The 22164-nt window shown below is 70.0% G+C and carries 20 protein-coding genes; 6 read left to right on the top strand and 14 right to left on the bottom strand.

What is annotated here, in order from left to right; translation table 11 throughout:
* From WBA97_RS16290 to WBA97_RS16235, 12 genes are all read right to left on the bottom strand, one after another.
* On the bottom strand, window positions 1–1045 hold a 1045-nt coding region (locus WBA97_RS16290; RefSeq protein ID WP_424231660.1), incomplete at its 3' end, for an MCE family protein.
* A 61-nt stretch (window positions 1046–1106) separates the two neighbouring features.
* On the bottom strand, window positions 1107–1964 hold the full coding sequence (locus tag WBA97_RS16285; RefSeq protein WP_424231659.1) for an MlaE family ABC transporter permease: 858 nt from the start codon (window positions 1962–1964) through the stop codon (window positions 1107–1109).
* Window positions 1964–2749 carry an MlaE family ABC transporter permease gene (locus WBA97_RS16280; RefSeq protein WP_424231658.1) on the bottom strand — a complete coding sequence of 262 codons (786 nt, stop codon included), beginning with the start codon at window positions 2747–2749 and terminating at the stop codon, window positions 1964–1966. Before WBA97_RS16280 ends, WBA97_RS16285 begins: the two co-directional genes overlap by 1 nt.
* Window positions 2746–3762, bottom strand: a complete 1017-nt coding sequence (locus tag WBA97_RS16275; RefSeq protein ID WP_424231662.1) for an ABC transporter ATP-binding protein — start codon at window positions 3760–3762, stop codon at window positions 2746–2748. The genes WBA97_RS16280 and WBA97_RS16275 overlap by 4 nt, the downstream gene beginning before the upstream one ends.
* 146 nt (window positions 3763–3908) lie before the next feature.
* Complete coding sequence (locus WBA97_RS16270) at window positions 3909–4700, bottom strand: class I SAM-dependent methyltransferase (RefSeq protein ID WP_424231657.1); 792 nt, start codon at window positions 4698–4700, stop codon at window positions 3909–3911.
* A 212-nt stretch (window positions 4701–4912) separates the two neighbouring features.
* Entirely contained in the window at window positions 4913–6466 is a 1554-nt protein-coding gene (gene purH, locus WBA97_RS16265) for a bifunctional phosphoribosylaminoimidazolecarboxamide formyltransferase/IMP cyclohydrolase (RefSeq protein WP_424231656.1), read from the bottom strand.
* Entirely contained in the window at window positions 6463–7092 is a 630-nt protein-coding gene (gene purN, locus WBA97_RS16260) for a phosphoribosylglycinamide formyltransferase (RefSeq protein ID WP_424231655.1), read from the bottom strand. Before purN ends, purH begins: the two co-directional genes overlap by 4 nt.
* Before the next feature lie 82 nt (window positions 7093–7174).
* Entirely contained in the window at window positions 7175–8458 is a 1284-nt protein-coding gene (locus tag WBA97_RS16255) for a DUF6350 family protein (RefSeq protein ID WP_424231654.1), read from the bottom strand.
* Between the two features lie 132 nt (window positions 8459–8590).
* On the bottom strand, window positions 8591–9253 hold the full coding sequence (locus WBA97_RS16250) for a DUF5336 domain-containing protein (protein ID WP_424231653.1): 663 nt from the start codon (window positions 9251–9253) through the stop codon (window positions 8591–8593).
* Between the two features lie 168 nt (window positions 9254–9421).
* A complete protein-coding gene (sucD, locus tag WBA97_RS16245; protein WP_424231652.1) occupies window positions 9422–10324 on the bottom strand; it encodes a succinate--CoA ligase subunit alpha in 903 nt (300 codons plus the stop codon).
* A gap of 7 nt (window positions 10325–10331) precedes the next feature.
* Complete coding sequence (gene sucC / locus WBA97_RS16240; RefSeq protein ID WP_424231651.1) at window positions 10332–11510, bottom strand: ADP-forming succinate--CoA ligase subunit beta; 1179 nt, start codon at window positions 11508–11510, stop codon at window positions 10332–10334.
* 102 nt (window positions 11511–11612) lie between these two features.
* Window positions 11613–13265, bottom strand: coding sequence for a hypothetical protein (locus WBA97_RS16235; RefSeq protein WP_424231650.1), 1653 nt, complete (start codon window positions 13263–13265; stop codon window positions 11613–11615).
* Window positions 13266–14503: 1238 nt separating this feature from the next.
* Here WBA97_RS16235 and WBA97_RS16230 point away from each other — a divergent pair.
* Window positions 14504–15178 carry a M23 family metallopeptidase gene (locus WBA97_RS16230; RefSeq protein WP_424231649.1) on the top strand — a complete coding sequence of 225 codons (675 nt, stop codon included), beginning with the start codon at window positions 14504–14506 and terminating at the stop codon, window positions 15176–15178.
* Window positions 15179–15266: 88 nt separating this feature from the next.
* On the opposite strand, the gene WBA97_RS16225 is transcribed toward WBA97_RS16230, so the two are convergent.
* The gene (locus WBA97_RS16225; RefSeq protein ID WP_424231648.1) at window positions 15267–15512 is read right to left on the bottom strand and encodes a hypothetical protein; all 246 of its coding nucleotides are present in this window, start codon (window positions 15510–15512) and stop codon (window positions 15267–15269) included.
* Between the two features lie 127 nt (window positions 15513–15639).
* Window positions 15640–18024, bottom strand: a complete 2385-nt coding sequence (pcrA, locus tag WBA97_RS16220) for a DNA helicase PcrA (protein WP_424231647.1) — start codon at window positions 18022–18024, stop codon at window positions 15640–15642.
* 233 nt (window positions 18025–18257) lie between these two features.
* Between pcrA and WBA97_RS16215 the strand changes: the two genes are divergently transcribed.
* The 5 genes from WBA97_RS16215 (at window position 18258) to WBA97_RS16195 (ending at window position 21988) form a co-directional block, all read left to right on the top strand.
* Window positions 18258–18554 (top strand): chorismate mutase, encoded by a 297-nt coding sequence (locus WBA97_RS16215; protein ID WP_424231646.1) that lies wholly within the window; start codon window positions 18258–18260, stop codon window positions 18552–18554.
* 62 nt (window positions 18555–18616) lie between these two features.
* Window positions 18617–18925: a hypothetical protein gene (locus WBA97_RS16210; protein ID WP_424231645.1), complete on the top strand. Its 309-nt coding sequence runs from the start codon at window positions 18617–18619 to the stop codon at window positions 18923–18925.
* Between the two features lie 99 nt (window positions 18926–19024).
* Window positions 19025–19741: a PIG-L deacetylase family protein gene (locus tag WBA97_RS16205; RefSeq protein WP_424231644.1), complete on the top strand. Its 717-nt coding sequence runs from the start codon at window positions 19025–19027 to the stop codon at window positions 19739–19741.
* A gap of 51 nt (window positions 19742–19792) precedes the next feature.
* On the top strand, window positions 19793–21004 hold the full coding sequence (locus WBA97_RS16200) for a hypothetical protein (protein WP_424231643.1): 1212 nt from the start codon (window positions 19793–19795) through the stop codon (window positions 21002–21004).
* 147 nt (window positions 21005–21151) lie between these two features.
* Window positions 21152–21988, top strand: a complete 837-nt coding sequence (locus WBA97_RS16195; protein WP_424231642.1) for a hypothetical protein — start codon at window positions 21152–21154, stop codon at window positions 21986–21988.
* The last annotated feature ends 176 nt before the right edge of the window (window positions 21989–22164 follow it).

Here is a 22164-nt window from a genome sequence, read left to right as displayed (position 1 = left end):
GCGCGACACCGCTCGGGTAGCAACGCGGGCCGCCGGTCGCGTCGTACACCGGGTCGTCCCGGCCCGGCACGTACTTGCCTCGGTCCTCGGTGACGATCAGCTCGACGTGCATGCCCGGCTCGTTGGTGCCCGCGCCGAGCAGCCGGTCGACAGAGGGCTTCAGGTCGGTCAGTGCCTTGAGCGTGCACGGGAAGCTCGGCGAGTACTCGGCGGCGATCTCCAGTGGCCCCCGGCTCGACGCGGCCAGCCGGATCAGGTTCTCCTTGTTGTTGCGCAGGAACAGGGTGACGTCCTGCGCGGACCTGGTGACCTGCGAGTACAGGTCGGTGAGCTGGACGCGCTGGTCGGCGACCGTGTTGAGGGTGACCGACGAGTCGGTGAGCGAGTCGAGCAGGTCCGGCGCGATGTCGCCGTACAGCTCGCTGACCTCCGCGAGGTCACGCAGGTCGTCGGTGAGCGTCGGCAGGTTCGGGTTGAACTCCTCCAGGTACGCGGCGGTGCTGACCATCGCGCGGCCGAGCTGCTCGCCGCGACCCTCCAGCGCGGTCGCGATCGCGGAGAGCGTGGTGGCGAGCTTCTCCGGCTGCACAGCCTTCAGCACCGGCATCAGGTCGTCGAACACCCGCTCCAGCTCGATCGCGTTCCGCGACCGGTCCTGGCGGATCACATCCCCGCCCGACAGCGGGGGCGCGGTTGACTCGTCCGGAATGGACAGTTGAACGTACCGCTCACCGAACAGGGTCTTGGGGATCAGCAACGCCGTGACGTCCCGGGGGATGCGGGACAGGGTCTCCGAGTCCATGGCCAGCTCGACGGTCGCGCCGTCCGCCCCGGCGTGCACCGCGCGCACGTCGCCGACGACCACACCACGCGCCTTGACCTGGGACGCCTTGTTGAGCTGGTTGCCGATCCGGTCGGCCTTCAGCGTCACGAGCACGTCGTCGGAGAACTCTTCCTGATACACCTGTACTGAAAGCCACGCGAGCACGGCCATGACGAGCAGGAACGCGATCCCCGCTGACCTTCTCACCAACTTATGGGTCATGGCCGCTCCTCGCAGGCTCCGAGCGGCCACTGTGCTTGATGATTCGCTCCGCAAGCTCCGCTCATCCCGCCACCTGCACCGTCGTCGTGGCGCCCCACAGCGCGAGGCTCAGGAACAGGTCGATCACGTTGACCGCGACCAGGGACGTACGCACCGACCGGCCCACCGCGACCCCGACACCCGCGGGCCCGCCGGTCGCGCGATAGCCGTAGTAGCAGTGCGCCAGCACGACGACGACGCTGAACACCAGCACCTTGCCGAACGAGTAGAGCACGTCGATCGGTGGCAGGAAGAGGTGGAAGTAGTGGTCATAGGTGCCCGCCGACTGGCCGAAGAACCAGATGGTGATCTGTCTGGACGCGATGTAGGAGGTCAGCAGGCCGATCGCGTACAGCGGGATGATCGCGAGGAACCCGGCGATGATCCGGGTGGTGACGAGGTACGGGATGCTCGGCACGCCCATCACCTCGAGCGCGTCGATCTCCTCCGAGATCCGCATGGCACCCAGCTGTGCGGTGAACCCGCAGCCGACCGTGGCCGACAGCGCGATGCCCGCGACGAGCGGGGCGATCTCGCGGGTGTTGAAGTACGCGGAGATGAACCCGGCGAGCGCGGGCGTGCCGACCTGGTTGAGCGCCGAGTACCCCTGCAGGCCGACGACGACGCCGGTGAACGCGGTCATGCCGACCATCACGCCGATCGTGCCGCCGATGACCGCGAGCGCGCCGGAACCGAAACTGACCTCGGCCATCAACCGGACGATCTCCCTGCCGTAGCGGCGGATCGCACGCGGGATCCACGCGACCGCCTTGAGGAAGAAGAAGATCTGGTCGCCGAGGACGTCGAGGAACGTGAACCGCCGGTCGACCGCCTTGAGGAAGGCGTTGTCCGCCTTGGGTCTGTCGTCGAGGAGCGCCATCACGCCCCCTTCGGGGGGACGACCTGCAGGTACAGCGTCGTGAGGATGAGGTTGAGCAGGAACAGGAGCAGGAAGGTGATCACCACGGACTGGTTGACCGCGTCGCCGACGCCCTTCGGCCCCCGGCCGGGGTTGAGGCCGCGGTAGGAGGCGACCACGCCGGCGACGAAGCCGAAGATCACCGCCTTGATCTCGGAGATCCACAGGTCCGGCAGCTGGGCCAGCGCGGAGAAGCTCGCCAGGTACGCGCCCGGCGTGCCGCCCTGCATGACCACGTTGAAGAAGTAGCCACCGAGCACGCCGACCACGGACACGAGGCCGTTGAGGAACGCGGCGACACCCATCGCGGCGAGCACGCGCGGCACGATGAGGCGCTGCACCGGGTTGACGCCCAGCACCTCCATCGCGTCGATCTCCTCGCGGATGGTGCGGGAGCCGAGGTCCGCGCACATGGCCGAGCCGCCCGCGCCCGCGATGAGCAGCGCGGTGACGACCGGGCTGGCCTGCTGGATGATCGCGAGGACGCTGGCCGCGCCGGTGAACGACTGCGCGCCGATCTGCGTGGTCAGCGACCCGAGGTGCAGCGCGATGACCGCACCGAACGGGATCGACACGAGCGCCGCGGGCAACAGCGAGACGCTGGCGATGAACCAGAACTGGCCGATGAACTCGCGGAACTGGAAGGGCCGCTTGGGAATGCAGCGGATGACGTCGAGGCCGAGCGCGTAGAGGCGGCCGGTCTCCCGCATCGCGGCCACGCCAGGGAGAGTCTTCTGCTTCGTCATCTCAGCGGCGCCCCGATGCCATACCGCTGCCGGTCCTCGGCGTCCAGGCTGGACACGATGCCGTGCCGTGCCGCGGGTGGCAGCGTGTGGATGATGCGCATGACGCGGTCCTTGCGGCGGCGCACGGCGTCCCGGTACGGCAGTCCCGGTGTCGGCTGCAGCTGCGGCACCACGCCGCGAACGTCCTCTGTGGACCCGTCGTGGTGGCCCGCCTCGGCCAGCGCCTGCTCGGCCGCCATCGTGGCCTCGTCCTTCTCCTCCGACATCCCGATCGGCCCGATGCGGCTGCCGTTGAGGAACTGCTTGACGGCGGGGACGTCGCTGGTGAGCAGGACTTCGCGGGGGCCGAACATGACCAGCTCGCGGCGGAACAGCATGCCGATGTTGTCCGGCACGGTCCGCGCGAGGTTGATGTTGTGGGAGACGATCATGATCGTGGCGTCGACCTGCGCGTTGAGGTCGATGAGCAGCTGCGAGATGTAGGACGTGCGCACGGGGTCGAGCCCGGAGTCGGGTTCGTCGACGAGGATGATCTGCGGGTCGAGCACGAGCGCGCGGGCGAGACCGGCGCGTTTGCGCATGCCGCCGGAGATCTCGCCGGGGAGCTTGCGTTCCGCGCCTGCGAGGCCGACCAGCTCCATCTTGCCGAGCACGATGCCCTTGATTTCGGACTCGCTTTTCTTCGTGTGCTCACGCAGCGGGAACGCGATGTTGTCGTACAGGTTCATGGACCCGAACAGCGCGCCGTCCTGGAAGAGCACCCCGAAGAGTTTCCGGGTTTCGTAGAGCTGATGTTCGGAACACCTGACCAGGTCAACGCCGTTGATCAGGATCTTGCCGGAATTGGGCTTCAGCAACCCGATCAGACATTTCAGGAATACCGATTTGCCGGTCCCGGACGGGCCGAGCATGACGCTGACCTCGCCGGCGGGCAGCGTGAGCGTGACGTCCTGCCAGATCCGCTGGTTGCCGAAAGACTTGGAGAGGCCCTCCACCACGACCTCGACTCCCAACACACACCTCCGTTGGTGCCATGGCCGCTTATCTACTGGCGAGTACGCTAACGACGGCCACTCTGACAGGCAACAATCCGCCGCTTTTTCTGATACCCGTGACAATCCCGGGAGGCGGATTTGTGGAGATGTGAGCGAAAACCGGGCTACTCCGCCGTTCGGCCTATTCCGATGAGCGAAACGGCGTTCATGCGGTCCACCCCGCGGGCGCGGAGAAGATCGACGAACCGCGCACGCACCCGGGGAAGGAGGCTCTCGTGCACGCCGCTCAGGCGCATGCGCATGGCCGATCCCATGACGATGGCCCAGGCCGTGGCGTCATCGAGCGGCATACTGTGCTCGACCGTGACCACGCGGACGTCGGTCAGTCCGAGCCCGGTGAGCCAGGCTTCGAGCGTGGCGGGGGTGTTGATCCGGGCGCCGGGACCACGCCCGGGGCTGCCTTCCGGCGTACTCCCCTCGGCCACGACGGCCTCCCCGAGGATCTCGGGCACGGGACTGATGGCGTGCTCACCCCAGACGGTGACGACGAACCGGCCGCCGGGCTTGGCCAGACGCGCGAGCCGCGCGCAGGCGGCGTCCATGTCGGGCAGGAAGAAGACCCCGAACACACACTGGACGACGTCGTAGCCCGTGGTGGCCCACTGAGTGGCGTCGGCATGCTCGAAGTGCAGCGCAGGCAGGTCACGCGCGTGCGCACGCCCCTGTTCGAGAAGCCGCTCTGCGAGGTCGACGGCGTCGACGCGCCCACCCGGCCCGACGGCCCTGGCGGCGGGGATGGCGGACGAACCGATGCCACAGCAGACGTCGAGCACCCGCTCGCCGGACCGGACCTTCGCCTCGGCCACGGTCGCCTCACCGAGCGGGTTCCACAGCACCGGCGCCAGCACGGCGAACTCGTCCTGCCCAGCGTCGAACACGTCGCCAACGTCGCTCATGCCCCGAACGTACGCCTTGTGGTGGTTTCGCCGGGCGGCCTCCGGCCCCCGGTCACCACGCTACCGGCAGCCACCGACAGTCCTGCTCGGTTCGGCGTTCGCCTGTGAACAACTGTCTGACCTGTGGACAACCAGCCCGCGTTCGTCCGTTGTTGTCAGTGCCGTGCCGTAGCGTGGTTCGAGGGGGCCAGCGGCCAGCGCTCTTGCCGGACTCAGTGTGCGAAGTGGCGCGTTCCCGTCAGGTAGACCGGGACCCCGGCCGCCTCCGCGGCCGCGATCACCTCGGCGTCGCGGACGGAACCGCCTGGCTGGACGATCGCCCGTACCCCGGCGTCCATGAGTAGTTGCGGCCCGTCCGGGAACGGGAAGAACGCGTCGGACGCGACCACCGAGCCGCGTGCCCGGTCACCGGCCCGCGATACCGCCAGCCGGGCCGCGTCCACGCGGTTGACCTGTCCCATCCCGACGCCGACCGTCGCGCCGGCCGACGCCAGCACGATCGCGTTCGACTTGACCGCGCGGCAGGTCCGCCACGCGAACGCGAGGTCGGCCAGGGTCGCGTCGTCCGCCGGGGCGCCGGTCGCCAGGGTCCACTTGGCCGGGTCGTCGCCGGGGGCGTCGATGATGTCCGACTGCTGCATCAGCAACCCGCCGGACACCGCGCGGAACTCTTGGCCGCCGCGCGACGGCGGCTCAGCCACCAGGATCCGGATGTTCTTCTTGCGCGACAACACGTCCACGGCGCCGTCCGCGTACGCCGGGGCCACGACGACCTCGGTGAACACCTCGGCCACCTGCTCTGCCATCTCGACCGACACCTCGCGGTTCGCGGCGATCACGCCACCGTAGGCCGACACCGGGTCGCAGGCGTGCGCCTTCCGGTGCGCCTCCGCCACGTCCGAAACCGACACCGCGATGCCGCACGGGTTGTTGTGCTTGATGATCGCGACACACGGCAGTTCGTGGTCGTGCGCGGCACGCCACGCGGCGTCCGAGTCGAGGTAGTTGTTGTACGACATCTCCTTGCCGTGCAACTGTTCCGCAGTCGCGAGGCCCGGCTTGCCGGACGTGTACAGCGCCGCCTTCTGGTGCGGGTTCTCGCCGTACCGCAGCACGTTGCGACGCTCCCAGCTCGCGCCTGCCCAGCTCGGGAACTCGTCATCGCCCGGCGCCAGCACCGAACCCATCCACGACGCCACCGCGATGTCGTAGCTCGCCGTGTGCCGGTACGCGTCCGCGGCAAGGCCCTGCCGGTCGGCGAGGGTGAAACCGCCGGACCGCACCGACTCCAGCACCCAGTCGTAGCGCGCCGGGTCCACGACCACGGCCACGCTCGCGTGGTTCTTCGCCGCGGCACGGACCATCGCCGGGCCGCCGATGTCGATCTGCTCGACGCACTCGTCCTGCGCCGCGCCGGACGCCACCGTCCTGGCGAACGGGTACAGGTTCACCACCAGCAGGTCGAACGGCTCGATGCCCAGCTCCGACAGCTGCTCGACGTGCGACGGCAGCCGCAGGTCGGCGAGCAGACCGGCGTGCACACCGGGGTGCAGCGTCTTCACCCGCCCGTCGAGCGACTCCGGGAACCCGGTCACCTGCTCGACCGGCGTCACCGGCACACCGGCGTCCGCGATGGCACGAGCCGTGCCGCCGGTCGACACGATCTCCACGCCATCCGCGTGCAGACCCGTCGCCAGCTCCAGCAGACCCGCCTTGTCCGAAACCCCGATGAGGGCCCGGCGAACCGGGCGCCGCTCGTCAGTCACGGGATGCTCACCTTTCGTCCGTGCACCGTGTAACCCTGCCGGGTCAGCAATGCGATCACGTCGACCAGCAGCCGACGTTCGACAACCTTGATGCGCTCGTGCAGCGCGTCGACATCCTCGCCCGGCGCCACGCTCACCGCCTCCTGCGCGACGATCGGCCCGGTGTCCACGCCTGCGTCGACGAGGTGCACCGTGCAACCCGTCACCCGCACGCCGTAGGAGACCGCGTCGGCCACCGCGTGCGCGCCGGGGAAAGCGGGCAGCAGCGCGGGGTGCGTGTTGATCACCCGGCCACCGAACGTGTCGAGGAACTCCGGCCCGAGGATCTTCATGAACCCGGCCGACACGACCAGGTCCGGTTCGTGCGCCGCGACCGCCTTGGTCAGCGCGCGGTCCCAGGCGCTGCGGTCCGGATGGTCCTTCAGCCGCACCACGAACCCCGGCACACCGGCGCGCTCCGCGTGGGCGAGACCTTCGATGCCCTGCCGGTCGGCGCCGACCGCGACCACCCGCGCGGGGAGGTCCGCCGCGTCGAGCACGGCCCGCAGGAGGGTGCCGGAACCGGAGACCAGTACGACGAGCCGCGCTGGCACGTCCGGTCTCACCGAGGTGGGCTCGCTCAGCACTGGCTCCTTGGCATACCCGCAGCTTAGAGGCCGCCGTGATCCCCCCGACAAACCGGTCGCCCGGCACGTGCCATGACCGGCATCAGTCGCGGGGTACCTCGCCGGGCTCCTCGACCGCGTCCCCCGGCCCGGACAGCTCCGTCGCGGATTCCGGTTCCGCTGCCGGGTCGTGCGGCCCGCCGAACCACGTCGCCACCGCGGCGGGGATGGCCGTCCACAACGCCAGTACGACCGCCAGCGCGCCGGCACGCAGGCTGACCGGGTCGAACGGGCCGCGCCCCAGGTGCCCGCCGGCACTCCCGGCCAGCACCACGAATGCCAGCGCCACGACACCCGCCGCCACCGCGACCGCACGCAGCCTGGCCACCGGGTCGTCGTCGACGTACCGCAGCCGCCGCCCCACCAGTACCCCCACGGCGAGCGGCAGCGCGAACAAGGCTGGCCACCACCAGGCCCCCTGCTCGGGCAGCGCCGCGAGCAGCGGCAACGGGGGCACGGGACCGGCGTCGAACGTGACCGGCGACATCGTGGCCGAGCCGATCGAGAAACCGGGCCCCGCCAGGAAACCCGTGGCGGCGATCATGGCGTTCGGCAGATAGCCGATCGACAGCGCCAGCATGCCGATCGCGTTGCCCGCCCCCGCCGGGAACAGGTCGCGGGCCGTCGCGATCGACGTGAGCAGCCCGAACGTCAGCAGAGTCCCGCCCGCGGTGAGCAGCAGCACGGCCGCGAACGCACCCGCGCGGAGACCGGCGACAGCGGCCTTGTCCACGCGCTGGACGATCGCGTCGAGCATCCCGCACCGCCGCGCGGCCCCGGCGGTGGCGGCCAGCCCGGACACCAGTGCCGGGTAGTACAGGGCAGAAAGCGGATCGGCTGTGACGTCCCCGCGCGACGACAGCCCGGCGGCGACCAGGCCCGCGATCCCGTGTGCGACCGCGATGATCGCGATCAGCTTGCCCGCCTGATCGGGTCGGTACAGGTCCAGCCGATCGGCCGCGCCCGCCGCCGCCTTCGCGGTGATCGCGACGATGCCGATGGTCGGCAGCAGCGGCAGCGCTCCCAGTTCGATGCCCAGGATCCGCACCGGCACCTGGTTCGCGGCGAGCCAGCCCGGCAGTGCCGCGTCGAGCACGCCCTCGGTCGCGAAGTGCGCGCCGGTGGCGATCGCGGTGACCAGTGCGAGCAGAACGGCGACCGCGAGGTAGCCGATGAGGAGCGAGCCGAGTGCGGCGCCGGCCAGAACGCGGATTCTGATCAGCGGTGGCGGCTCGGCCCGGGGGTCTGTCGTGCCGTCGATCGGCGCTTCGGCGGGCTCGTCGACGGCCGCTCCCGGCTCATCCGGTCCATCGAGGTCGGCGACCATCCGGTCACTGTCGCATGTGGACTTGACCGTCCTGGGCAGCCACGCCGCCGCTACCCGATCAGGTGAGGGCCGCGCAGACGACGATGGGGTGGCCGCCTTCTGGCGACCACCCCATCGAGGGAACTTGCTTACTCAGCCCTGCTGCGGGTAACCACCCGGCGGCGTGCCGGGATGGCCCGGCTGCTGGCCGAACTGGCCCTGCTGCGGGGCGAACGTCGTCTGCTGCCCGGGCGGGGCACCGAACTGACCCGGCTGCGGCTGCTGGGGCGGCGGGGCCGGGAACTGACCGCTCGGCGGGAAACCGCCACCGGGCTGGCCGTACGGGTTCGGCGCGGGCATCTTGAGGATGCCCGCGTCGAACAGGTACGCACCGACCGAGCCGAGGCCCTGCAGGATGCCGAACACCAGGATCAGGATGGTGCCCGTGCCCACGTCCGGGTCAGCGCTGAACGTGAGGAACAGGATGGTCAACATGCCGGTCACGGAGAACGCGACGGGCGCGATGCCGGGCTTCTTGTTGTCACCCGGCAGGATCGCGGGCAGCGAGAACAGGCCGCCGAGCAAGAAGAACGCGGGAATCGTCGAGCCGTTGGCGAAGTAGCTGTCACCGCCGTCGAACACGTCCGCGAAGCCGACGAAGAAGTTGATCACGCCGAGGCCGAGGATCACCAGGTGCAGGATCGTCGGCAGGCCGAGCTTCATGCCGCCGCCGGGCGGAGGCCCGTAAGGACCGGGTTGGTGCTGCTGCGGCCCTTGGCCCGGGTAACCACCCGGAGCTCCGCCTGGGAAGGTCATCGCGTTGCTCTCCTCAGCTCACTCGACGCGATTGGCGTGGAACATTCTTCAACTCAGACCTTCCGACGGCCGGCGGCAGGAGACGGTTCCCCCGAATACCGGACCATCGTGGGGCCGGACGCTACACCAGCCGCCGACCCCACGGCCACGTGACCAGTTTCGGTCTGCTCAGGCCTTCGCGGCCACGAGCTGACGCGCCAGGTCGGCGGTCTCGGACGGCGTCTTGCCGACCTTCACACCCGCCGCCTCCAGCGCTTCCTTCTTCGCCTGCGCGGTGCCCGACGAACCGGACACGATCGCGCCCGCGTGTCCCATCGTCTTGCCCTCGGGGGCGGTGAAGCCCGCGACGTAACCCACGACCGGCTTGGTGACGTGCTCGGCGATGTAGGCCGCGGCCCGCTCCTCCGCGTCGCCGCCGATCTCACCGATCATCACGATGACCTCGGTCTGCGGGTCGGCCTCGAACGCGGCGAGCGCGTCGATGTGGGTGGTGCCGATGATCGGGTCACCGCCGATGCCGACCGCGGTCGAGAAACCGATGTCGGACAGCTCGTACATCATCTGGTAGGTCAGCGTGCCGGACTTCGACACGAGACCGATGCGGCCCTCACTGGTGATGTCCGCGGGGATGATGCCGGCGTTCGACTTGCCGGGGCTGATCACGCCGGGGCAGTTCGGGCCGATGATGCGGGTCTTGTTGCCGGTGGCGCAGGCGTGCGCCCAGAAGCTCGCGGAGTCGTGCACCGGGATGCCCTCGGTGATCACGACGGCGAGCGCGATGCCCGCGTCGATGGCCTCGACGACCGCGTCCTTGGCGAACTTCGGCGGCACGAACACGACCGACACGTCCGCGCCGGTCTCCTTCATTGCCTCGCCGACCGAGCCGAACACCGGCAGGGTCAGGCCGTCCTTGACGTCGGAGAAGTCGGCCGTCTGGCCTGCCTTGCGTGCGTTGACGCCACCGACGACGTTGGCGCCGGAGGCGAGCATGCGGCGGGTGTGCTTGGTGCCCTCGGCGCCGGTCATGCCCTGGACGATGATCTTGCTGTCCTCGTTGAGAAAGATAGCCATGTCTTGCTCAGGCCCCCTTCGAGGCAAGCTCGGCGGCCTTGCGTGCCGCGTTGTCCATGGTGTCGACCTGCTCGAGGCCCGGTAGCGCGGCCTCGGTGAGGATGCGGCGGCCTTCCTCGGCGTTGTTGCCGTCCAGGCGCACCACGATCGGCTTGGTGACGGGCTCGCCGCGGGACTCCAGCAGCTGGAACGCCTGCACGATGCCGTTGGCGACCGCGTCGCACGCGGTGATGCCGCCGAAGACGTTCACGAAGACCGACTTCACGTCGCGGTCGCCGAGGATGATCTCCAGGCCGTTGGCCATGACCTCAGCGGACGCGCCGCCGCCGATGTCGAGGAAGTTGGCGGGCTTCATGCCGCCGAACTCCTCACCGGCGTACGCGACGACGTCGAGCGTCGACATGACGAGACCCGCGCCGTTGCCGATGATGCCGACCTGGCCGTCGAGCTTGACGTAGTTGAGGTCCTTGGCCTTGGCCGCGGCCTCGAGCGGGTCCTCGGCGGCGACGTCGACGAGGTCGGCGTGGCCGGGGTGGCGGAAGGACGCGTTGTCGTCCAGCGTGACCTTGCCGTCCAGCGCGATGATCTTGTCCTGCGGGTCACGGACCAGCGGGTTGACCTCGACGAGGGTGGCGTCCTCGCTGACGAAGGTCTCCCAGAGCTTCACCACGACCTCGGCGGACTGGTCGAGGACGGCCTCGGGGAAGTTGCCCGCGGTCAGGATCTCCTTGGCCTTGTCCAGGTCCACGCCCTTGATGGCGTCGACCGGCACCTTCGCGAGGGCATCGGGGCGCTCGACGGCCAGCTGCTCGATGTCCATGCCGCCCTCGGAGGACGCCATGGCGAGGAAGGTGCGGTTGGCGCGGTCCAGCAGGAAGGAGAAGTAGTACTCCTCCGCGATGTCGGACGCGGGCGCGATGAGGACGCGGCGCACGATGTGGCCCTTGATGTCCAGGCCCAGGATCGCCTCGGCCTTCGCCCTCGTGTCCTCGGGGTCGTCGGCGAGCTTGACGCCGCCCGCCTTGCCGCGGCCCCCGGTCTTCACCTGCGCCTTGACCACGACGCGCTGACCGAGGTCGGTCGCGATCCTGGCGGCGTCGTCGGGAGTGTCGGCGACGTCCCCCGGCAGAACCGGGACGCCGTGGGCCCCGAAGAGGTCCTTCGCCTGGTACTCGTACAGATCCACTACGACGGTCTCCTGTATCTACGGCTCTACTTGGGGGTCCGGCACGCAGAAGACCCTAGCGACCTGCGCGTTAGGGTCGACGGGCGGCTTCCGTGAGGTCTCTCACTCAGTGCGGTCGGTCATAGCCATGACGGCGCCCGCGACGAGCGCGACGAGGCACGCGAGCGACAACCAGGTGCCCGGTCCCGCGGTCGCGTCCGCGACCCGGCCCCCGGTCATGGGCAGCTCCAGCAGGTGCACCCCGACCACGGACGCGGCGCCGAACAGCAACCCGGCGGCACGGGCCGGCCGGGCGAAGGCGGCCACGGCGGCCGCACCGGCCACCACGACGAGCGCGATGAGCAGCCCCCAGGACGCGAGCCGGAACTCCGACCAGATCCCCGGCGCCGTGAAGTCGGGCGCGACGATCATCGGCGAGGCGAACGCCCCGACCGCGAACAGGATCGACGCGCCGACCGGGATCGCGATCCTGGTGTGCAGCTCCCGCTCGCTGACGTCCACGTCGTCCCGCTCCGCACCACCCGCGACGGCGGCCGCGACGGCCGCGATCGCGGCGAACACGATCGCGGCGACCGCGAACCAGACCCCCGCGCCGACATGCACCTCGGCGGTGACGACCGGCATGTTGAACGCCGAGCCGGGGATCGTGGTCCCGGTGAACGCGGCGTCGAGGGTGGCGAGCCCGACCAGCGCGATCGACCCGAGCGACACGACGAACGCGGGCCGCACAGTCCCGGCCCACCGCGTGAACAGCGCGGCACCGAGCACGATGACGACGATCCCGGCGGGGATCAGCTGCCGGTTGGCGTAGCTCTCGGGCTGGTCGCCGCCGCCCTCGACCACGACAAGCGCACCGATGGCGCCGCAGATCGCGGCCACCCCGGTGAGCACCCCGAGCACACCCGTGACGAGGTGCAGCGGGCTCGTCTCGAGCTGGAGTTCGGACCGTTCGCCGGCGTGCTCCCGGTCCCCCCGCAGCACGAACACGATCGCGACGAGCAGTGCCAGCGGCACCAACGTCAGCAGGCCGCCGCCACGCTCGAAGTGCAGCCAGTCGATGGCCGCGACGGAGAAGACCTGCGGCAGGGCAAGCCAGGTGAGGGCGAGGAACACCCCGACGACCATCCCGCGAGCAATGGGCGGCCGGGCGTTGCCAGCGGCGGCCACACCGCCGACGAGCAGCGTCAGGGCGAGAAGGATCCCGCCGTACCGAACCAGCGCCGGACTGCCGACGAGGTCGTGACCGAGCAGGAAGGCGTTGTCGGACCGGAACGGTGGAAAGAAGAGCCCGGCGATGCTGACCGTGGCCGCGGCGAGCGCCCACCCGATCGCCGCCCCACGCGAGGAGACGGAGATCGTGCGATCCAGCGCGGCGAAGTAGTCCGAGTCGGGCTCGGCACCCGCCCGCCCGGCGGCAAGCACCCCGGCCGCGATCGCGGCGACGTGCCCGGCAAACACCAGGTAGGCCCCGATCCCGGGATCGAGCGTGGCCAGGGAGGTGGGCACGAGCACCTCGGGCCGCGAGGCCTGAAGCGCGTCGATGAGGAACTGCGCGTCGACAAGCGCGAGCCCGGGCGCGAGCAGGGCCGCCCCGGTAAGCACCCCGGCACCGACGAGCGCCCGCCCGAACAAGACGAAGAGGATCGCGGCCGCCGAGGGCGCGAACGCGAGCATCGCGAGCAGAAACCCACTGCTGAACCCGGGTGCCGGAGAATTGTCGACGAGCCCCTGCCCAACCCCGGCGACCGTGAGCACGGCCCCAGCCAGAGAAACAAGGAGAGCAACACGAAGGCGGACAGGGGAAGCGGCCCAGCCGAGCCGATCAACCGCACCGTCCTGTTGTGTTACAGGCCCCCGGTCCCCGGCCGAACCGAGCGTTGATCGAGTCCGCGCAGTCATTGTGTGCAGACGCTAGCAAGGTCGCCGACACCGCACATGTCGTGCCCACCCCTCATCGGCCAACGGCACACACCAGCACCTACCCCGGCCCGCTGACCGCACCCAACCACCCACTCACCGACCCGGGCTCATGCGCGCGGCAGCGCGGCGCGGGCAGCGCGGCGCGGGCAGCGCGGCGCGGGCAGCGCGGGCCGAGTCGCGCAAGCACGCAACGTGGACGCAGCAGCGTTTCGCGGCATGAGCCTCGCAGCGTGCGCAGCCGCGCCGCGCGGCAGCGCCAGCCAGCCAGCCAGCAGCGCCAGCCAGTCAGCGAAGTGGGCTGGTCAGCGAGGTGGGTCTCCAGGCCCGGCCTGTGTGGTGCGCGGCGCCTCCCGTCCTCCGCGCCTCCCGTCCTCCGCGCCTTCGCGCCTTCCGCCGTGCTGTCTGCTACCTCCCTGCCGGGGAGGTGCCCGTGTTGGCGGGGGTGGTCGCGGCTGGGCCGGAGGTCGCCGGGCGGTTGGTGCTTTTGGTGGTTGTGGGGCTTGACCTGCTCCTTTGTCTCGTTCGTCGGTTCGGGGGGGTCGGGACCTTGCCGGTGGGGGTTACAGGTCTCGGTGTGGGCGGGGTGTTGGTGGCTCGCGAACCGTGGATCGACGGTGGGGAATCAGTGTCTTGGATCACATCGAGTAGGTAACCTTCATTTCACTTTGTGTTATTGCGCCTGGTTATCGACGGGTTGGTCGCCACTCGTTTGGCGGGCATGGTTCGTGGAAGTTGCCCTGAGCGGTGCCCCTTCGTTATCGTCCGGCGGTCCGTTGTCACGGTCCGGTCACGAATTGGGCAGGACGGCAACCATGAAGTTTGGTTACCGACCAGCCGGGATCCCCCGCCCGGTGCTCACGCCGACAGCTCGGCCCCAACGAGCCAGGCGCATGTCGGGTCCGGACTCCCCGAAGACGGAAGGGCAGGACTTGTCTCGACACCGCTCCCCCAGCGGCGACACACGGGAGTGCGCAGCGCTCGACGCTGCGTTGGCTGAACGCAACAGCGCTGAGCGGATTCGCTCGGCGCAGCACCGGATGGCTCCCCCCTCGTCCGCGCTTCGTGGTCGCGTAGTGGTCGCCGCGGTTGCCGTTGGTGCGTTCGCCGCCGCTGCCGCTGGTCAGACGCTCAAGGCCGGGGAGTCCCCCTCCGACGACATCGCTCCGCTCGCGGACAGCAAGAACGCCTCCGCCCAGCTCGGCGGCGGCATCGGTGGCTCCTCATCCGCCGCCGCGCCAGAGGTCCTGACGGTGGCCAAGATGTCCACCGCCCCGGTCGAGGCGCAGAAGATCGCCTCCACCAACCAGATCGTTCAGACCCGCGCCGCCGCGGCTGCCGCGGCCAAGGCCGAGGCCGAGCGGCCCAAGTTCGTCCGGCCCGCGGAGGGCCGGTTCACCTCCGGTTTCGGCGCCCGCTGGGGCACCAGCCACCTCGGCATCGACATCGCCAACCGCATCGGCACGCCGATCTACGCGGCCGCCGACGGTGTGGTCATCGAGGCCGGTCCGGCCAGCGGCTTCGGCCTCTGGGTCCGCATCCAGCACGACGACGGCACGATCACCGTCTACGGCCACATGGAGGACTACTCCGTCCGCGAGGGCGAGCGAGTCAAGGCCGGCGAGCAGATCGCGCGCATCGGCAACCGCGGCCAGTCCACCGGCCCGCACCTGCACTTCGAGGTCTGGGACGAAGGCACCCGCAAGATCAACCCGCGGACCTGGCTCATCGACCACGGTGTCAACATCTGAGCCTGACTCCGGCCCACAGGAGAACCTGACACCGTCCGGCGCCGCCACCGTGTGCGCGCGGACGGTGCGCCAGCGCTCCGCCCATCGGTCAGCCGCCGCGGATGAAGAACGCGTTGGCGACCCGCCAGACGTCGCACATGCCGCCCTTGCGATGACGGGCCGCGGCGCAGCCCGCGCAGCCACCTCGACGGCCCTCCGGACGGTGGAGGTCGAGCATCGCCCGCCACGCCGCCACGAGCAGCCGCACCTCCTCCGTGTGCCCAGCCCGCCGGTCGACTCCGTCCAGGAACTTGCCGATGTTCTCGGCGAGCACACCGAACAACACCTCGTCCACATCTAGGACCCCCTGCCTCACCAGGCGAGACCCGTGTGGTCCCGCGTGGTGAGTAGTCAACCGGATGGCACCGACAGTTTCGCACACCCGTTCGATCATGAGAAGCGGGAATCACCTGAAAGTGTGATCAAAGCTTCTGGAGGGGCACGCTGCCGATCAGCATCAGGCGGATCGAGCCCGCGGTGCCGAAATCGATCGTGGCGGTCGCGCGGGGGCCGACACCGTCCGTGGCCACCACGGTGCCGAGGCCGTACTTGTCGTGCGTGACGCGGTCGCCGACGTCCAGCGACAGCGCGGGCGCGTCCTTCCAGCCCCTCGCGGGCCCGAACGACGGCGTGGACGACGATGACGAGCCGCCGCCGTAGGACCGGCGCCCCCAGCCGCTGGTCGGCGCGCTGGGCGCGGACCGCTCCGGCTGCAGGCGCCGCCAGTCGAGGAGCTCGGCCGGGATCTCGTCCAGGAACCGCGACGGCGGGTTGGTCAACGGCTGGCCCCACGCGGACCGCACCATCGCGCGCGACAGGTACAGCCGCCGCTGCGCACGCGTGATGCCCACGTAGGCCAGGCGCCGCTCCTCCGCCAGCTCCGCCGGGTCGCCGAGCGCCCGCATGTGCGGGAACACGCCGTCCTCCCACCCGGTGCAGAACACCACCGGGTACTCGAGGCCCTTCGCGGTGTGCAGCGTCATCAGCGTGACCACGCCGGTGGCGCCCTCGCCGTCCTCGTCCGGGATCTGGTCGGCGTCCGCCACCAGCGACACGCGCTCAAGGAAAGCGGCGAGCGAACCAGGCTCGGCCAGACCCTCGTCCGTGCCCTCTTCCGCGTCGTCACCCTCCGGCGCGGGCGGCAGCTCGTGCGCGAACTCGCGGGCCACCGTGACCAGCTCGGTCAGGTTCTCGATCCGCGTCTCGTCCTGCGGGTCGTCGGAGGCCTCCAGCTCGGCGCGGTAACCGGTGCGTTCGAGCACCTCCTCCAGGATGTCCGCGGTCTCGTGCCCGTCCGTGACGAGCCCGCGCAGGTCGTCCATCAGCTCCACGAACCCGGCGATCGCGTTGCGGGACCGGGCGTTGAGCATCGGCACCTTGTCGTCCACGGCGTCGCGCAGCGCGTCGTTGAACGGGATCCGCTGCTTGTCGGCGTGCGCGGACACGCACGCCTCCGCGCGGTCGCCGATGCCCCGCTTGGGCACGTTCATGATCCGCCGCAGGCTGACCGCGTCCTCCGGGTTGGCGAGCACCCGCAGGTAGGCCATCGCGTCCCGGACCTCTTTGCGCTCGTAGAACCGCACGCCGCCGACCACCCGGTACGGCAGCCCCATGCGGACGAAGATCTCCTCGAACACGCGAGACTGGTTGTTGGTGCGGTAGAAGACGGCGACATCGCTGTACTTGAGCTCGCCCGCCTCCTTGCCGCCGTCCATCAGCCGGTCGATCTCGCTCGCGACGAACGCGGCCTCGTCGTGGTCGTTGTCGCCGACGTAGCCGACGATCTGCTCGCCGTCGCCGAGCGCGGTCCACAGCCGCTTGTCGCGCCGGTTGGGGTTGCGCGAGATGACCGCGTTGGCCGCGGACAGGATCGTCTGCGTAGAGCGGTAGTTCTGCTCCAGCATGATCGTGGTGGCCTGCGGGTAGTCCGACTCGAAGTCCACGATGTTGCGGATGGTCGCGCCGCGGAACGCGTAGATCGACTGGTCCGCGTCGCCGACCACGCACAGCTCGCCTGGCTCGATGCCGTCGGACGCCGTGCCGACCAGCTCGCGGACCAGCGTGTACTGGGCGTGGTTGGTGTCCTGGTACTCGTCGACGAGCACGTGCCGGAACCGGCGCCGGTAGTACTCGGCGACGGCGGGGAAGGCCTGCAGCAGCTCGACCGTGCGCATGATCAGGTCGTCGAAGTCGAACGCGTTGGCGAGCTCGATGCGCCGCTGGTACTCGACGTACACCTCCGCCGTGCGGCGCTCGAAGTCGTTGGTCGCCTTGTCCTTCGCGGTCTCGGGGTCGATCAGCTCGTTCTTCAGGTTCGAGATGGCCGTCGCGAGCCCGCGCGCGGTGTAGCGCTTCGGGTCGATGTCCAGGTCGCGGGACACGAGCGTGATCAGCCTGCGCGTGTCGTCCGAGTCGTAGACGGAGAAGCTCGACTTCATGCCCAGTGTGGTGGCCTCGCGGCGCAGCACCCGCACGCACATGGAGTGGAACGTCGACACCCACATGGCGTTGGCGCGCCTGCCCACCAGCTCGACCACGCGCTCGCGCATCTCGGCGGCGGCCTTGTTGGTGAACGTGATCGCCATGATCTGGCCGGGGTGCACGTCCCGTTCCGCGAGCAGGTAGGCGATGCGTCTGGTCAGCACCCGCGTCTTGCCCGACCCGGCGCCCGCGACCACGAGCAGCGGCGAGCCCACGTGCTGCACAGCGCGTTGCTGCTGGTCATTGAGGCCGTCGAGCAGCTCCGCTCCGGCCTTGCGGCGGGGCGGCGGGGACATCTGGGAAGGCAATTCGAACAGAGTGCTCATTGTGCGTCCACGTTACCCGGCGGCACCGACAATCGAACGTGCGGCAAGCCGTGCCGAGTGGACAGGATCCGGCGTCCGGGTGCAGAATCGATGACGTGCGCAACCGCAGCTTCGAGTTTTTCTACGGGATCCGGACTCCGGCTCCCGTGGTTGCCTAGCGCGCTAATCGACCATCGAAGCCCCGGAGTCCTTGGACCCGGGGCTTTTTGCTCGGGGCCAAGGGGATCCGCCACATGAGCGAGGAACACGACATGCCCCCCACCACCTCCACCGGCGGCAAGCAGGCCGACGGCGACATCTCGGACCTGCGCAAGGAGATCGACGTGCTCGACACCGAGATCCTGCGGCTGGTCAAGCGCAGGGTCGAGGTCTCGCAGACGATCGGCGCCGCCAGGATGGCCGCGGGTGGCACCCGCATCGTCGTCAACCGCGAGATGGACGTGCTCGCGCGCTACCGCGAACTCGGTTCGGAGGGCCGCAAGATCGCGATGGCCCTCCTCGCGCTCGGCAGGGGCCCGCTCGGCAGGTAACTGTTCGGAATCTCAGGGTTCCCACCGATCCGGCCCGCGCCGGGCGCGGGCACACTGGGGACATGGTCCTCAACCTGATCGCGGTCCTCATCGCCATCGCCTCGGTCCTGGCCGCCCTCGGGCACGCCGGCTACCTCGCGATGCTCAACTCAGCCGCCGCCAAGCGGGCGGGCGGTGCGCCGGTCGCGCAGTACGTCCGCAGCCGGTGGCCCGTCGCCGGTGTCACGACCGCGGGCGCGCTGCTCGCGTGGGCGCTGACCAACGGGACCGGGTTCGCCGACGTGCTGGCGATCCTGCTCGCCGCCGGGTCGGGCGGCGTGGCAGTAAAGGCGCTCCAGTCGACACAGCAGCGGTACCGCACTGGCGAGTAGAACCTCGCGGGGCGTGGGCATGTCACTCGATGGGGTAGCACGTTGGGGATATGCGCACCCAGCACGGCAAACCCTCGGCAACCACTTATCCTGCCTTGAGTGAGTACCGCGAACGTTCGGTCGGCGCTGGTGGTCATCGCGCATCCCGACGACGTCGATTTCGGCGCCGCCGGCACGGTCGCGGTGTGGACGTCGGCCGGGATCGAGGTTTCCTACTGCGTATGCACGTCCGGCGAGGCCAGCGGTGACGGCACGCCGGGCATGGCCGCGGTGCGGGAAGCCGAGCAGCGAGCGGCCGCCACACACGTCGGGGTCGAGGATCTCACCTTCCTCGGCTACCCGGACGGTGCCGTCACGCCGTCGCTCGAGCTGCGCCGCGACATCACGCGGGTGATCCGCCGCGTGCGCCCTGACCGGGTGCTCACGTGGTCACCGGAGATCAACTGGGACTTCGTGCCCACCTCGCACCCGGATCACCGCGCGGTCGGCGAGGCCACGTTCGCGGCCGTGTACCCGGACGCGCGCAACCCGTACGCACACCGGTCCCTGCTCGACGACGAGGGCCTCGAGCCGTGGTCCGTGCCTGAGCTGTGGCTCGCCGACGGGCCCCTGCGCCTGCGGAACCACCCCGTCGACATCACCGACTGCTTCGACAAGAAGATGGCCGCGCTGCGCTCCCACTCGTCGCAGGCGGGACCCGCGGGCGACACCATTGAGCAGAACCTCCGTCAGTACCACGCAGCGACGGCGGAGCAGTTCGGCCTGGGTGATGGCCGTCTGGCGGAAGCTTTCCAGTTCGTGGACACAAGCCGTTAGCAACCATTTGTCGCACCGCGTTACGAGCCGGAGGGGAGGAGCCACCCAGTCATGACAAGCGGCGGCTGGCACACCCAGGAGCATCGTCATGGACGGCACCATCGGGACACGACTGGTGAGGCATGGACACCGGCGGAGCGGCCGACCGACGCCGCTCCGGACCACGCGTGGCGCGACGGACCGCCAGCGTTCCGGCTGACCGGCATGGCCCCGCCGCCGGTCTGGCCGGTCAGCGAGGAAGTGACGGACCAGCCCGTGTGGCCCGTCGACCCCCCGCAGGAGCCCGAGACGACCGACGCACCCGCGTGGCCCCCGTCGCGCGAACCCGCCTACGCCATGGCGGCCGCCGAGCGCAACGCCACCCCGCCGGACATGCTGGCCGACACCGTGCCGATGGCCTGGTACGACGAGCCAGAGGCCGGTTCGCCGTCAGGCGCGATGACGTACCCACTGACCGAGTCACCGCTGACCGGGCTGGGCACGTTCGACCTCGGCACCGTGCCAGCGTCGGTCACGCCGCCACGCAGCTGGCGCAAGGCCGCGTGGTTCGCGGTCGGCACCTCCGCCGCCGTGGCCCTTGGCCTGACCGTCGCCACCAGCGAGCTGATGGGCCGCCCGGTCGACGACGGCAGACTGATCGACGCGCTTCCCGGCTACCCGTCGGGGCCCCTCACGCTCTCCCAGCTGCCTCACGACGCCGGGACGCCGTCGTCCGGCAGGCCGGACGACGGCGGGGCTCCCACGTCGCACCGAGGGCCGAGCACCACCGTGGCCACGCCGCCATCGTCCCAGGACGATCCGCCGAGGGACACGGTCACCGGCCGCACCTCCGACGAGGAGTCGGTCGTGCCGACCGAACCGCCGAGCAAGGACACGACCGCCGCGCCGCCGACCACGTCGGCGGCGGCGACCACGGCGCCGACGCGCACGACCGTCGGTCCGCCCCCGGTCCTGCTGGCCGACCCGCAGCAGATGGGCGATGCCACCGAGGAGTACTTCGAGCTGGTCACGATCGATCCGGCGGCCGCGCTCGCGATGGCCACCGGCGGCCTTGCCCGCGAGGGCGAGGAGGGCATCGAGGCCCGCTACGGCCGTGTCGAGCGCGTCGAGGTCCAGGACATCACCATCGACCGCGACCAGGCCTTCACCACGTCGCGGGTCGAGGTGGTCCACGAGAACGGCGCCAGGACCGTCGAGCAGCGGCGGCTGAAGTTCACGTGGGGTGACGACCCGAAGATCACCGAAGACACAATTACAGGGTGACCCAGGTCATACTCCATTCGTGTGAACCTCGCGGAGTCGTACCACACCGTTCGAGTGATCCACTCGGATTGGGTAGCGCCAGGCCAGCCGACCGGAGTACGAGTGGCCCCTAACGCTACGCACGGAGGCCATCACACAGTGGACCGATTGACGACCGGTCGGCGGCACGCACGCGCCGGCTCGGTGACCGTCACGGAGCTGCTCGTCAGACAGGCGCCACCAGCGCGCTGCACGGACAGCTCCCCAGCGGAGCCGGACGACATCACCGACACGATCCCGGTGATCGGCCCGGCCTCGCACCGTCGCCTGCCCGCACGGGGCGCCCAGTTCGCCAAGCTGGCGACCATCGGGGTGGCCGGTGTGGTGCTGTGCGGCGCGGTCACCGTGTCGTCGATGATCGCCGACCAGCGGCGCGAGCACGTGCGGTCCTCGACGAGACCCGCGGCCCAGATCACCGGTGAACAGGCACTTCTGCCGGACAGGATGGACGGGGAGCTGCCGAGGGCGCCCGCACCGGCTCCGCAGCCGAACCTCCCGCCCGTCACGGCGGCGGCCCCCGCGCCGAGCACCGTGCCGAGTACCTCTCAGAGCGCCTCACCGCCGCCATCGGCAACAAGCCCGTCAGCCGAGCACGTCGGCGACACGTCCGCGAGTGCGGGCGTCGGCAACGCGGAGGTCGGCCCGGCGAACGAGCTGGAGCTGGTCCGCGAGTTCTACGAGAACCTGCCGGACGCACCCGAGGACGCCTTCGCACTGCTGTCCCCTGGCTTGTTGCACAGCAGCCTCGGGGAGTTCCTCCAGTCGTGGTCCAAGGTCATCGCGATCGACTCGGTCGACGTGGTCCAGCACGTCGACGGGGTCGTGGCCACTGTGCGTATGCGCCTGCTGGGTGGCGGGCACCTGCGCATCCAGCAGCTACTCACGGTCGCGAAAAGTCCCCTCCGTATCGTCGGGGCACAGCTCCTGTCAGCCCAACGCAACTGAACCGGTAGCCTGCGACCCCCTGCTCGTTCCGTCCGCAATACCAAGCACACTCTGCCGTGCACAACGTGGTCCCTGTTCGTGCGCGCAGAGTGAACGCCTAGCCTGATGCGGGTTGGCGCACGCGGGGCCAGACAGCCGTTCCCAAATGATCCCGGAGTCGGCATGTACACCGATCA

Source organism: Actinophytocola sp. (genome assembly GCF_049647105.1).
Classification (GTDB): Bacteria; Actinomycetota; Actinomycetes; order Mycobacteriales; family Pseudonocardiaceae; genus Actinophytocola.
Note: the sequence above shows the minus strand (reverse complement) of the source record. Positions and strands in the feature narration are given on the sequence as shown.

What these genes read in the sequence shown, in the direction of transcription:
- WBA97_RS16285 (WP_424231659.1), bottom strand. Translation starts at nt 1,964, where the DNA reads ATGGCGCTCCTCGACGACAGACCCAAGGCGGACAACGCCTTCCTCAAG.
- WBA97_RS16280 (WP_424231658.1), bottom strand. Translation starts at nt 2,749, where the DNA reads ATGACGAAGCAGAAGACTCTCCCTGGCGTGGCCGCGATGCGGGAGACC.
- WBA97_RS16270 (WP_424231657.1), bottom strand. Translation starts at nt 4,700, where the DNA reads ATGAGCGACGTTGGCGACGTGTTCGACGCTGGGCAGGACGAGTTCGCC.
- WBA97_RS16255 (WP_424231654.1), bottom strand. Translation starts at nt 8,458, where the DNA reads ATGGTCGCCGACCTCGATGGACCGGATGAGCCGGGAGCGGCCGTCGAC.
- WBA97_RS16250 (WP_424231653.1), bottom strand. Translation starts at nt 9,253, where the DNA reads ATGACCTTCCCAGGCGGAGCTCCGGGTGGTTACCCGGGCCAAGGGCCG.
- sucD (WP_424231652.1), bottom strand. Translation starts at nt 10,324, where the DNA reads ATGGCTATCTTTCTCAACGAGGACAGCAAGATCATCGTCCAGGGCATG.
- pcrA (WP_424231647.1), bottom strand. Translation starts at nt 18,024, where the DNA reads ATGAGCACTCTGTTCGAATTGCCTTCCCAGATGTCCCCGCCGCCCCGC.
- WBA97_RS16215 (WP_424231646.1), top strand. Translation starts at nt 18,258, where the DNA reads ATGAGCGAGGAACACGACATGCCCCCCACCACCTCCACCGGCGGCAAG.
- WBA97_RS16210 (WP_424231645.1), top strand. Translation starts at nt 18,617, where the DNA reads ATGGTCCTCAACCTGATCGCGGTCCTCATCGCCATCGCCTCGGTCCTG.
- WBA97_RS16200 (WP_424231643.1), top strand. Translation starts at nt 19,793, where the DNA reads ATGACAAGCGGCGGCTGGCACACCCAGGAGCATCGTCATGGACGGCAC.